This is a genomic window from Pseudomonas sp. R3-57 (assembly GCF_051132065.1).
GTDB lineage: Bacteria > Pseudomonadota > Gammaproteobacteria > Pseudomonadales > Pseudomonadaceae > Aquipseudomonas.
Genome location: NZ_CP071655.1, coordinates 5,272,404 through 5,285,175, shown reverse-complemented (window position 1 = coordinate 5,285,175; position 12,772 = coordinate 5,272,404). Strand labels below are relative to the sequence as shown.

Genomic DNA, 12,772 nt, shown 5'->3' with positions numbered 1-12,772 from the left:
AACGGCTGGCCCCCATGAAAGGATCTGGCGATGACAGCCCCCCATGATTCAGCGACGTCTGTGAATAACGGTACAACCAAGCGAATCGGGCTGCTCATCCTTCCTCAGTTCTCGATGATGGCCCTGGCGGGTGCCAGCGAGCCCTTGCGTGCGGCCAATCGGTTGTCCGGCAAAACGCTTTATCAATGGACGTTGCTCACGGAGGCGGGCGGACCAGTCAGTTCCAGCAGTGGCATCGAAATTCAAACCGTGGCCGTCGATCAGGCGCCAGAACTGGATCGTGTATTCGTCCTGGCCAGCCTCGATACCGAACATCAGAAACCACCGAAAATGCTGCGCTACCTGCAACGTGCCGCATCACGCGGGATCACCGTCGGCGCACTGAGCACCGGTACGTTCATCCTCGCCCGCGCCGGATTACTGGAGGGCAAACGCTGTACGTTGCATTGGGAATCCTTCGGTCAGTTCTCCGAAGAATTTCCCACGATCGAGGTCACCCGGGAGCTGTACGTCAACCATGACAACCGCTGGACGTGCGCTGGCGGGACGGCGGCCATCGACCTCATGCTGGCGCAGATCGCGCTCGATTTTGGCAACCCGCTTGCGGCGAGTGTCGCCGAACAATTTCTCCACGCGCGGATACGCGCGCCGGAAGAGCATCAGCGCATGTCGATCCAGTGGCGGTTCGGCATTCATGATCGCCGATTGACTGCTGCGATAGCCTTCATGGAGAACAACCTGGAGAACGTCGTTGGCATCGAAGAAATCGCCGACCGCTGCAATCTGTCCCATCGCCAACTCGAGCGCCTGTGGCATCAGCACTTTGGTAGGACGCCGAAGAAGTTCTATCTGGAGCTCAGGTTGAACGAAGCACGCCGATTGCTGCGTGAGAGCACCCAGCCCATCGCGTCGATTGCCTACAGTTGCGGGTTCGTTTCGGCGTCCCATCTTGGCGCTGCCTACCGTCGTGTCTGGGGCTGCACGCCGGGAGAGGAACGGCGGAAATTTGATGATGCTCACTCCTGATTTCGTTTACAGAATGTATCCGCGCAAAACCTTCGAATCTCTCCAGTCGGCGAATCCCTTAGCCGGCTAATGACCCGTCTGGCTGGCGTATTACCGTACACGTCTGTCACCAGCGACCCGCCTGTTGCCCTGAACCCAACGCGCTGATCAGCGGATTAGTTGTCTGCGTAACGTCGATTTTTTGATAGAAAACGTCGAGCCCGCAGCTCAGAGTGCCCGCACTGGCGCGGTAAGGTCTTTCCAGACACGGCGTTCAATCCAGAGGCGCGCCGGATAAAAACAACAATGACGTACAGAAGGCACAACCCTCATGGAAACCTTGCGTTTCATTCTGGAAAACGGCGGGCTGATCAGTCTGCTGCTCGGCCAGCACCTGCTCATCGTGGCGATAGCGGTGGGGCTGGCGATTCTGACGGGCGTGCCTGTCGGCATCGCCATTTCCCAGCACCCGAGGACGCGTCGCTGGGTCCTGGCCCTCGCTGCCGTGCTGATGACCATTCCCTCCGCCGCGCTGTTCGGGCTGATGATTCCGGCGCTGTCGCAAATCGGCTACGGAATCGGCGTGGTGCCGGCGGTCATTGCGCTGTTTCTCTACGCCCAATTGCCGATCATCCGTAACACCACCACGGCGATCGCCAACATTGATCCGGCGCTGCGCGAAGCTGCGATCGGCATGGGCATGTCGACCGGGCAGCGATTGCGCAAGGTTGAGCTGCCGCTTGCGGTGCCGCTGATCATGGCGGGCGTGCGGATGGCGACCGTGATCAACATCGGTATCGCCGCCATTGCCGCCTACATCGGCGCCGGCGGCCTGGGCAGCCTGATCATTCGCGGCATCGCCCAATCGGATACCCGCCAGTTGTTGGCCGGCGCCATCGTCATCAGCGTCATCGCCATTGCCGCCGACTATGCGTTGTACGGCTTGCAGCGCCTGCTGACGCCAAACGGCTTGAACAAGAACAAACTGGCCACCGGCCGAATGAAGGAAGCGACGACGTGATCCAGATCGAAAACCTGAACAAGCAATTCGGCGCTATCACGGCGGTAGAAGATGTCTCCTTCAACGTCGAAGAAGGACAGATCTGCGTACTGCTCGGGCCGTCGGGCTGTGGCAAAACCACCACGCTGAAAATGATCAACCGACTGATCACACCGACTTCCGGCACGATCAGAATCAACGGGCGCGACACCTCCGAACTGGACAGCGTCACCCTCAAACGCTCGATCGGCTACGTGATCCAGCAAGTCGGCCTGTTCCCGAACATGACCGTTGAGGAAAACATCTGCGTCGTTCCGAACCTGCTGGGCTGGGACAAGAGCAAAAGCCGCAAGCGTGCGGCAGAGTTGCTGGAAGTCGTCGCGCTGGACCCGGCGAAATTCCTCAAGCGCTACCCGTGCGAGCTGTCCGGTGGTCAACAGCAGCGCATAGGCGTGGCGCGGGCCCTGGCAGCGGACCCGCCAGTAATGCTGATGGACGAACCCTTCGGCGCCATCGACCCGATCAACCGCGAAGTGATTCAGGACGAATTCATGCGCATCCAGCGCCTCGTCAACAAGACCGTATTGTTCGTCAGCCACGACATCGACGAAGCGGTGAAGATGGCCGACTGCGTCGCCCTGTTCCACAACGGCAAAGTCCAGCAATTCGGCAGCTCGGATGATTTGCTCGCGCGGCCCAACAGCGAGTTCGTGGCGAACTTCATGGGCGGCGACCGAATCATGAAACGCCTGCGCCTGCTGCGCGCGGCGGACGTCGTCAGCAAGATCGCGCCGCGCGAACACATGCAGATCGTCGGCAGCAGCAGCGGCATCGCTGCGCACTCGCATCTCATCGTTCGGCCTGGAGACCACCTGCGCCAGGTGCTCTCGCAACTGCTGGGCCGCGGCCAGGACTGGGCATCGTGCAACGACAGCGACGGCCGCTTTGTCGGCTATGTCCACCAGGCTGACATCCTGGCGCGACTGGTTGAAAACATTAACCCGGCGGTGAACTGATCATGCCTGACTTGCTCATCGGATTCTGGCAGGGGTTGCAGTTTTACTGGGGCGACATCAGTTACCTGACGCTGCAGCACTTGCAGATCGTCGCCGTCAGCGGAGTGCTGGCCATCGCCATTGCGCTTCCATTGGGCGTGTGGATGAGCCGACCGGCGAACCAGCGCTACGCCATGGCCAGCATGCAAGTGCTCAACGTCGGGCAGGCAATCCCCAAACTCGCACTGCTGGCCCTGGCCATGAGCTTCATTGGCGTCGGCAGCGGCGCGGCCATCATCGGCCTGTTCGTCGCGACCTTGCTGCCCGTCGCAGTCAACACCTACGAAGGCTTGCGCGCGGTACCGCAGCACTTGGTCGAAGCGGCCGAAGCCATGGGCATGACGCCACGGGAGACGCTGTGGAAAGTCGAAATCCCAAATGCGCTGAACGTGATCTTCGCCGGCATCCGCACCGCACTGGCGATCAACGTCGGCACCGCGCCACTGGCCTTCCTGGTCGGCGGCGGCGGACTGGGCGAGCTGATCTTCACCGGCATCGACCTCAACGACTTCAGCATGATGCTCGCCGGCGCCGTATCGACCGCGCTCCTGGCCATCGCCGTCGACCTCGGCTGCGGCGTGATTCAACACATCGCAGTGTCCCGAGGCTTGCGAATGGCCGGACGCCAATGAATCTGAACACCCTTCACTAAACCAACAACATGAGGTGCACGATGATTTATCGAATGCTCGCCAGTCTGGTCATAAGCCTTAGTCTCATTTGCGGCGTAATCGGCAGCGCTTCAGCCAACAGCACAATCGTAGTCGGCGGCAAGAAATTTACCGAACAGCAACTGGTCGCCGAAATGACCGCACAACTGCTGCGCGCCAACGGCTACAAAGTCGATAAACGCGCGGACCTGGGTTCGTCGGTATTACGCGCCGCGCAGGAGAACGGACAGGTCGATGTGTACTGGGAATACACCGGCACGTCCCTGATCACCTACAACAAAATCACCGACAAACTCAGCGCCGAGGAAACCTACAGGAAGATCAGCGAACTGGACGCGCAAAAGGGCATCACCTGGCTGAACCCGTCCAAGGCCAATAACACCTATGCATTGGCCATGCGCAAAGCGGACGCGGAAAAGGACGGCGTCGTCTCGATCACTGATCTCGCGAAGAACATCGAAGCGGGCAAATCGTACAAGTTTGCGTCGAATGCTGAATTCTTCTCACGGCCCGATGGCTTGCGTCCGCTCCAGGAGGAGTACGGGTTTGAATTCGAGCGCAAGAACATTGTGCGGATGGATGGCGGGCTGACTTATCAGGCGCTTAAGGATGGTCAGGTGGATCTGGCGTTGGTGCTGTCGACGGATGGACGGATTCCGGCGTTTGGTTTTTTGGTGTTGAAGGATGATAAGGGGTTCTTTCCGGGTTATGCGTTGACGCCGGTTATTCGTACTGAGGTTCTGGAGGGGAATCCGAGGGTTGGGGAGTTGTTGAATGGTCTGGCTTCCAAATTGGATGATGAGACGATTGCTGGGCTTAATTCGCGGGTGGATGTGGGGCGGGAATCGATTGAGGGGGTGTCCAAAGAATTCCTGCAACAGAACAATTTGCTCTAGTTAGGCTGCGATGGCGGTTTAGCCATCGGTTACAGGATATCGGGGCAACCAGACCTCGCTGGCCCGTTTTAATCCTCCTTGTTTGCAGTGCTTATCCCAAGAGCCTTGGGGCATGAGCTCATTCCGTTCGCCCGTCGTTATACGGAGAATCACCCATGCGATTGAATAAAAAGTTGGTGGCGTGCTTGTTTTTGCTGGTGGCGGCAAGTGTTAAGGCGGATGACGGTATTGGCCAGGCTTTGACGAGCCCGAAGAACAGCTATCAAAGTCTTTCAGATCCATGATTCACTACCGCCTACCATAGCGATCAAGGAATGCTCCGTGCCCATCAAAACCGACGTTTGGACCGTTGGCTCTGCACCAAAAAAGCTGTACCAAAGCCAATTACCAACTGAGCAGCTTTTAGAGGAAATGATCGTCAACTCGCCGAGTATCCTGTCCGAAGAATGGATGCTCATAGGACGGCAAGAGCTTACAGATGCGGGTGGGCGCATCGACCTGCTAGCTGTCGCGCCTGACGGCAGCCTTGTGCTGATTGAGCTCAAACGAGACCGCACCCCTCGCGAGGTGGTTGCTCAAACACTCGATTACGCCGCCTGGGTAGATGGCCTGACCGAAAGCGATATCGCTGCGATTTATCAACGTTTCCGTCCAGGGCAAAGCCTCTCTGTCGATTTCCAAACACGTTTCGGTCGCGTGCTGGATGACGATGAATTGAATGCCAGCCATCAGTTGATAATCGTCGCCACAGAGTTGGATGCGAGTAGCGAGCGGATCGTGCAATACCTTAGCAAGCGCGACATCCCTATCAACGTGCTCTGCTTCCAGGTCTTTCAGGCAGGCGAGCAGCAATTGCTGAGTAGATCTTGGCTGCTTGATCCAGTGCAGACCCAAGTGAATGCCGCGTCTGCCAGCCAAGGGCTGAGTGAGCCTTGGAATGGCGAGTTTTACTGCTCATTTGGAGACTCGGAATCACGCTCATGGGTCGATGCTGTGGAGTTCGGGTTCATATCCGGCGGTGGGGGTTCCTGGTACAGCAAGACCCTCCAGCTGTTGTCCGCGGAGGACCGTGTGTGGATCAATATTCCCCAGCAAGGTTATGTGGGGGTTGGTCGCGTGCTTGGCCCTGCTGTCGCAGCAAGTGAATTCAGGGTGATGAAGGATGGCGAGGAGCGGCCGGTGATGCAAGTCGCGGTCCGCGCCAACTATCACGCCGAATTCATTGATGACCCTGAGCACTGTGAATATTTCGTCCCGGTCCAATGGCTACAAACCGTTCCGGTTAGCCTGGCGGTTCGTGAGATCGGAATGTTCGGGAATCAAAATACGGTTTGCCGGCCCAAGACGCCTAAGTGGCGAGCAACTATCGAGCGATTGAAGGAGCGTTTTCCTCAATTCAACGATATGGCCGCTGGTGAGGTTGTGTAGCGGCGGCCAAGCTTTGGGGTCGATTCGAGTTCAGCGCATCATCCAGCAGCGCTTTGGTCAGCGCGCAGAGATATTACCCAGCCCAGATAAAAGCTCGCTTAGGCTCCATCAACCTCCTTATGGGGGAGGTCTCTACCCGAATGGCTGGAGCTCGAAAAATCTCAGACCGCAAAGCGTTAGAGCTTGCGATTTTACTGAATTTCAGGCAAAAAAAAAGACGCCCTAAGGCGTCTTCTTCATCGAGTTGGTGGGCCGGGGTAATTTGAATTGTTTCATTAGTGCATTGTTCTATATAAGGTTTTCCATTTTTATTATTTCGTAGGAATACCAATTGGAATACCTTCTAGAGATAAGTCTTTGCTTGGATAGGAGGAGGGCTTGGCGTTCTGGTCTCAAGTGAACAGCTCACCAGTATATCGTCTCAGGAGCAACGCTCTCTTGATTATGTCTCAAAATATCCGAACCAGGGATGAGGTCAACGAGATTTTAAATCTATCCAGTAGTAGACTCCGAAATTTACCCGAGTCAAAATCCTCAGTCTTTACATCTACAGGGACGAATGAATTGCAATCTCTTCAGGGGTTTATTGAAATCGGACAGGACGCGGCTGCCGTGATCGAGAAGGATAATACCGATGTCTTAGGAGTATTCACTGGAGGTGTCCAAACCTGCATGGTTTTCAGCTTTGAGTGCAAACGCGGATTGGTGGTTATACATGATTCGGGGCAATTGAAGCTTGAGGATATGGCGGGCATAGTCCAGAGCCAGGGGCTCTGCCGCCGGCTCACGACTTACTGCAAGCAGGATACGGAAGATGGCCATATTCGTCGGCTGAGGCAATTGATTAGGGTTCTGAGAATGAAGGATAAAAATATCCAACCCTACATGATCCCTCATTCATTCGAGCTAGTCGTGTCCGTGTCGGGAAACGGCGAGGCAAGATTTTTTGGCCAATTTGAAGGGTACCAAGCCTTACCGGATAAGCTTATTCGGCATTCAATTACAGAGCTAAATAATTTTTTTCTCGCCGAAAATTCGCAGTCTCTAAGTTTGGACCTTCAATATGCTGGCGGCAGGTATAGGAAGATTCGTCCTTTGGACAAAACGGTAAATCAAATGCTTGCAGTCGTACGCAACCAGCCCGATTTCTTTTTCAACAATCTTGCCCTGCTTCATGCTGCGCATCAGGTAGGCGCTTTATCCCTTCCTGAAGGAGTGGTGCAGCTCGTGGATAATCACGGCTTGCAAATATACCGAGGCAATGTAGTGGAGAGACATCGACAAAGTTTCCAGCGTGAACTCTTTGACGGTTACCTCGAAAGTAGGAGAAATCAAGGGGCGTCGGCTTAAAATAAGGCGCTGACTAAAATTGTCAATAAGACGAACTCCACTGAACGCTAATCACCAATCAGGATGCGAGACCATCAAGCTCCAGGTAGCGCATAGAATTTTTCATTAATCCATTGTTCGGCGGCGCCCGCTCCGTTCTTAGGGGGGGGGGCGGCTACCTCACAATGTGCAAGACCCGCCAAAATACGCCAAGCAGTAGGTCATAGATTAATGCGCCGTGAGCGCGATGTAGCCCCTTGAGGCTCAATAAAAAATGTATATGTAGCTCTTTTGATGTGAGCGATAGCTGCTATCTGACGTTAATTAAGTAATCATTAATTCTGTGTTTGGTCATTGTCATTATAGACTCTACTGCTTCAGAAACGTTTAGTGAATTAGCTTTCCGTAGATGGATAAGGAATTCACCTTGTGAGTATTTTAAGTCCATGGTGTGGATGAAGTTCCTTGTTTCGGATAAGGCTAGGAGTGCAGTGGCAGAGTTCCATCGCTGCATACCATGAGCGAGCTCAGATTTATTCCTCCAAGTGACGATGTCTTTTATAGCAGAAGGTACCGGTTCAGGACATAGCGCAAGTAAACCTGATACGCCTTGAACTGGCTTCGAATCATGCGTGTAGTGCACGACACCTCTGTGGTTTAAGTATAATTTGTTGCTAGCTGATAATATTCCAGTAAGGTAACACTCAATACATCGCGTGCAGTGATGCAAAGATAAATTCGAGCTACCTTCCCTTTTAGATAATGAGGTTGCCAGGGCTAAGTGGAGACTAGACTGCCAGACTAAAAGTTTTCGATATAAAACCAAGTCTAGGGCAGAGTTGTTAAAAACATCTGCGGCTAAACCGCCGTCTGCTAAGTGCTCTAGTGAGTGCCTAAGTTCACTAAAAGCTATTGACTTAGATGAATGAAGGTTTCGTGCGTATTTTATAGCGCCTTTTATCGTCGACGACACGATGTGAGAGCTTGACTGTGCTGCTAATGGTAGCGAGCAGGAGCCTATATCTGTTCGAAGTTCTTCAAATCGGAAAATTGCGCCGAGTGCAATCATTCCTTCTCTGACGATCTCTGAGATATTTGAGACGGTAAAGTCATCTATCGAGACCTTTAGATGTTTCGTAGACTGAACGAACCAATCGAAACTGCTTTGCCGCAGCTGAGTCTCTGGCGCGCTAAGCTGTGTTACGATATTGGTCAAGCTCCATGGTTTTATCTTGGTCAGGTTTGTGCTTTCGAATTGAAAGCGATACGTATTTATTAAGGGTTTATCGATATTTAGTAATATTGCAATACAGGCGAGATCTAGGTTGGAAATCGCACACTCGGAAATATAAGTGCATGTAGGTGCGATGCCGAGAGCAATCAATTCAAGAAAAAACTCCCTCCCTGTTTTTTCTGATGACGAAATTACCAGTGTTAGCGACGTTGGCTTAACAGTGTCTAAGCAATAGGAAAGCTCAAGCGCCACTTCGTCGAGTGGCGTTCCTAAAGCTAATGAGACCTCAAGAAGAGTCACTATTCACCTTCTATTTCAACGGACGAATCAATGGCAATTCCGTACTCGTAGTCGAAGGCGCTTCTAAAATCCGCAATCGCAACCTGCACATCTCGATTTACATGCTTGGCAACTGCTTTGAGAAAGTCATTGCTCACTTCATCTTGAGGTATTTGCTTATGCCGTACGGCTTGCAGTTGCCTGTTATGTTCTTCTTCTAAACTTATAAGTAGTGCGCGCTCTTCGTCATCAAGCGTTGCAAACTCGACTCGATATGTTTTCATAAAGTACCGTTGACGAGCATCATGGTACTGGTTCATAAATAATCCGGCGCGCTCACATCCTAAGCGGTGTAGCCGGTCGCGCAATTTTTCAGAGTCGGCGGGTGATACTGATACTGCAAAGTCGGATGCGATAGCGTCTGTTGCGAAAAGAGTCAATATGCAATTGGAAATAGCTGTTTTTGAGTCTTCCGTTGGCTTTATATTGATTGCCTCCCAGACGGTATACTGCATATACTTTTTATGCGGTTTGAAAAGTTCTCCATCTTCCCGCAATGCATGGTTCAAAATTGGAATGAAAGCTTTGGTCGCGTCTATTGGTGCTATGCCGAGATCTTTGCATCGGTCTAATACCACGCTCCAGGCTTCTAGTATCCCTCGTTGTACTATTGCATATTGCAGAAATGATACGACGTTGTCTTTATTAGATGACCGCAAAGACTCCTCAAACTCAGAGTATATATTTTTTGCTGACTCGTGATACTTATCATCGTCGATTGGCTTATATTCGAGAATTTGTGTCAGTGCAGCAGTGTGCTGTGTCGGGTTCCTTGACGAGTCTCGTTCAGTTCTCAGTTTGGCTATTTGAGTGGTAAATTGCTCCGATAATGTTTTGAATCCGTCAAGCCCAAAAAAGATTTCCTCTAAACAAGGTACGAAGTGTTTTACAACTTGTGCCTCAATAATTCTTTTTTGATTTAGCGAAAAACGCTCCCACTCAACGTCACGATTATCATCGGAATCGTTGTCTTGAGGGTTAAGTTGCTCTTCGACTTCGGAGAGTGCTAGTGCGTAAGCTAATAGTATTGACTTGTTGTTTCTGACAGAGCCGCCGGAGAATATTTTTGTAAGTGCTTTGTCTAGTATGCCGATGCTGGTGATGGAATAAGGGCGTTTGATTATTGTTGATTCTTTCTTGGATTTGATGTTCCACTCAATTTGGGCCAGAGACTCTTCTCCCCGGCTTTTCAGGATGCCATCACAGAATTTTCGACAAATTATCCCGCTAATTGAAGAGTCAGATAGCAGAATATTAAAGTGACCACCAACATGTTGCATGGTGGTGTTAACGTCGACGAATAGTGTTCTGAACACTGAGTGGACCGTTAGTACCTCTTTGTCTCCCAATAACTCTCTATGGGCTTGGGTGCTATTTGGGGGGAATAAGATACATACAGGTACGCAAACGCCTTCTAATAACTCACTTTTTCGTTCGTACACGTAGCGCAATGCGGCGAGGCGGTGTTGGCCGTCTATCACTACAAGTTTCGCACCTTGTTCATTACCTTTCGGACTCCTGACTGAAAGTTTTACAGGGGAGCGCTGTAACGCAACTTTTTGTAATGTTCCATTTATAAGTAAGCTAGGGGAATAGCTGGTCCCGCTTTCGTCGGTAAAGAAGTCAAGTTTTATTTGTCTCGGCCACTCACGGGTCACGCTACCCAGTGTCGTATCGACAGTAACCACTTCGTCCGGGTAGTAGGGCTGCATCTTTCTATCTTGTACTGGCACTATTGCTACAAGGAGCGGGGGGAAGAAGACTGCTCTATCTTTAATCTCTTGGTCTGACCTTTCTGTTGGGTTGAGATAAGGAACTACATCGCGTAAGACACGTTCGTGATCAATATCTCTTTGCATGAGTAATTCAAAGTCTTGCCCATCTGGGTGCAGCTCTCGTGCGAAACTTAAATCGAGTAAGTCGGCCGCCGTGAATGAAGCTTGCACATAGTCGATAGGAAAAGAGTTTCCTGACGAGAAGCGGCCAAAACTACCGATGTAACTAATGTCGTATACGTTTTCTGAAAACTTTTTCATTTTTGATCTTTATCCATTAGAGTATGGGGGTTTTATCAAAGCGTGCAGTAGCGTCTCGAGCGCTCTTACTGGAGGCTTTGCATCAGCTATAGGGTGACAACCGTATATTAAGTCATCCCAGCGTAGCCCTAAGCCTCTAATCCGATAGCCAAAGCTGTCGCGTGCGCTACTACTATGAAAATTTGATTTATGCTGGAAGTATCGCTGATTTAAAGTTTGTTCCTTAGTCATGCCTAAATAGATTGGCGCAGGAACAGTACTCAATGATTCTAACGAATCAAGTAATATTGGGACGTCTTGAGGATCGCAGGATTCTAAAAGACGAATCGAGCTACTTAACGTTACCTGGCGGGCAGTTACTACATAGCCTTCGCTTACACCACTACCTTTACCCGACTCTCGAAGGGTGCCATCAAGGGATCGAGATGCGAAAATGCCTTCCAAACGGCCTAGGCGACGTAGCAAGCTCGTTTTGGCTGTGATGAGTGTTTTTTGATCAAAAGGGTGTTTGCCGAGTAAGCCTGCTTTCTGCCTGCTACCTAGGATCACTGAGAAGCTATAGATACCAGGCGAATGAGGAATGTCGATTTCATCTGAAATCGAGTACCAACGCATGCTCATGGGTTGACCAAAAAGGGTGTGGAAGTTAAATTTAGCACTGAAAACTTCCATGCCAAAAAATGACTTCCAAAAAAATGTCGATTGCTGATGGTTTCACCAGTACTTTCCCAGCTGTGAGGGGAATCCAATCAGGGCGTCCTTGCTATATCGCGATGTGCCCCATGCGCTTGATTCCTAAGATGTTTATCTTCAATGAGGAAGAGGTTCCCGCAGACCTACGTGCTCAGAGGAAGCTTAACCACTCCAGAATCCCGGAAATCGCAGCATACCTAGTCGATAATGCACGCGATTATACGCTGTCTGCAATCACCGCCTCAATCGACGGTGTTGTTGCTTTTGAGCCCTCTGCGGATACCGGCATAGGTCAGAATATCGGCACTCTGTCAATACATATGGGGGCTCAAATTTTGATCAATGATGGTCAGCATCGCCGAGCCGCTATCGAAGAGGCAATCAAGACTAATCCCGAGATCGGTTACGATAATATACCGGTACTTTTTTTTATTGATGAGGGGCTCACTCGTAGTCAGCAAATGTTTGCTGATTTGAATAAACACGCCGTTCGTCCAAGTGATTCGATAAGCACTCTTTATGATCACCGTGATTCGATATCTGATCTCGCAAGATATATGGTGAAGAACGTCGATATATTCGAAAGAATGACAGAGATGGAGAAGTCTAGTATCTCCAACAGGAGCACCAAGCTATTTACTCTCAGTGCGATAAAAAATGCGTCTAAAACGCTTTTGCGCATCAGTAAAGGACAGGTGGTGTCCAATGATGCGAAAGAACTTGGCGTTTTGTATTGGACAACTGTTGCGGCGCAGATGCCTGATTGGCTTTTGGCGAAGAAGAAAGAAGTTTCAACTGCTGAGTTGCGGGAGCAATATGTTCACGCGCACGCCGTAACTCTTCAGGCTTTAGGGATAATTGGTGCAGAGCTAATTGTCCGTCCGAAGTTGGAATGGGTTGCAGTGCTCTCGAAACTTAGAGTGGTCGACTGGTCCAGATCAAATTCAGATTGGGAAGGTAGGGCATTAAGTCATGGCCGAATTAGCAAAAGCCACGTGAATGTAGCGCTTACTGCCAATTATATTAAAACTGTGTTGGGCATACCACTGTCGAACGCGGAACTTACATTAGAGGGTGGTGTTTAAT

General features: G+C 51.3%; 11 protein-coding genes. 9 read left to right on the top strand and 2 right to left on the bottom strand.

Annotated features, from left to right (window positions below; genetic code table 11):
• Positions 1–30: 30 nt before the first annotated feature.
• From J3P93_RS23835 to J3P93_RS23800, 8 genes are all read left to right on the top strand, one after another.
• Positions 31–1,026 (top strand): GlxA family transcriptional regulator, encoded by a 996-nt coding sequence (locus tag J3P93_RS23835; protein ID WP_090281320.1) that lies wholly within the window; start codon positions 31–33, stop codon positions 1,024–1,026.
• 310 nt (positions 1,027–1,336) lie between these two features.
• On the top strand, positions 1,337–2,026 hold the full coding sequence (locus J3P93_RS23830) for an ABC transporter permease (RefSeq protein WP_434592530.1): 690 nt from the start codon (positions 1,337–1,339) through the stop codon (positions 2,024–2,026).
• On the top strand, positions 2,023–3,021 hold the full coding sequence (locus tag J3P93_RS23825) for an ABC transporter ATP-binding protein (protein ID WP_434592527.1): 999 nt from the start codon (positions 2,023–2,025) through the stop codon (positions 3,019–3,021). The genes J3P93_RS23830 and J3P93_RS23825 overlap by 4 nt, the downstream gene beginning before the upstream one ends.
• Before the next feature lie 2 nt (positions 3,022–3,023).
• Positions 3,024–3,692 carry an ABC transporter permease gene (locus tag J3P93_RS23820; protein ID WP_434592524.1) on the top strand — a complete coding sequence of 223 codons (669 nt, stop codon included), beginning with the start codon at positions 3,024–3,026 and terminating at the stop codon, positions 3,690–3,692.
• Between the two features lie 53 nt (positions 3,693–3,745).
• Positions 3,746–4,627: a glycine betaine ABC transporter substrate-binding protein gene (locus J3P93_RS23815; RefSeq protein ID WP_434592521.1), complete on the top strand. Its 882-nt coding sequence runs from the start codon at positions 3,746–3,748 to the stop codon at positions 4,625–4,627.
• Positions 4,628–4,782: 155 nt separating this feature from the next.
• Entirely contained in the window at positions 4,783–4,911 is a 129-nt protein-coding gene (locus J3P93_RS23810) for a hypothetical protein (RefSeq protein WP_434592519.1), read from the top strand.
• A gap of 37 nt (positions 4,912–4,948) precedes the next feature.
• The gene (locus J3P93_RS23805; RefSeq protein ID WP_434592516.1) at positions 4,949–6,055 is read left to right on the top strand and encodes an endonuclease NucS domain-containing protein; all 1,107 of its coding nucleotides are present in this window, start codon (positions 4,949–4,951) and stop codon (positions 6,053–6,055) included.
• Between the two features lie 564 nt (positions 6,056–6,619).
• The gene (locus tag J3P93_RS23800; RefSeq protein ID WP_434592513.1) at positions 6,620–7,405 is read left to right on the top strand and encodes a hypothetical protein; all 786 of its coding nucleotides are present in this window, start codon (positions 6,620–6,622) and stop codon (positions 7,403–7,405) included.
• Positions 7,406–8,917: 1,512 nt separating this feature from the next.
• Here the strand turns inward: J3P93_RS23800 and J3P93_RS23795 are convergent.
• Both J3P93_RS23795 and J3P93_RS23790 read right to left on the bottom strand, forming a co-directional pair.
• The gene (locus J3P93_RS23795) at positions 8,918–10,993 is read right to left on the bottom strand and encodes a hypothetical protein (protein ID WP_434592510.1); all 2,076 of its coding nucleotides are present in this window, start codon (positions 10,991–10,993) and stop codon (positions 8,918–8,920) included.
• 9 nt (positions 10,994–11,002) lie between these two features.
• Positions 11,003–11,665: a hypothetical protein gene (locus J3P93_RS23790; RefSeq protein WP_434592508.1), complete on the bottom strand. Its 663-nt coding sequence runs from the start codon at positions 11,663–11,665 to the stop codon at positions 11,003–11,005.
• A gap of 8 nt (positions 11,666–11,673) precedes the next feature.
• Here J3P93_RS23790 and dndB point away from each other — a divergent pair, with 8 nt between their 5' ends.
• Positions 11,674–12,771 carry a DNA sulfur modification protein DndB gene (dndB, locus tag J3P93_RS23785; protein ID WP_434592505.1) on the top strand — a complete coding sequence of 366 codons (1,098 nt, stop codon included), beginning with the start codon at positions 11,674–11,676 and terminating at the stop codon, positions 12,769–12,771.
• Position 12,772 lies beyond the last annotated feature (1 nt).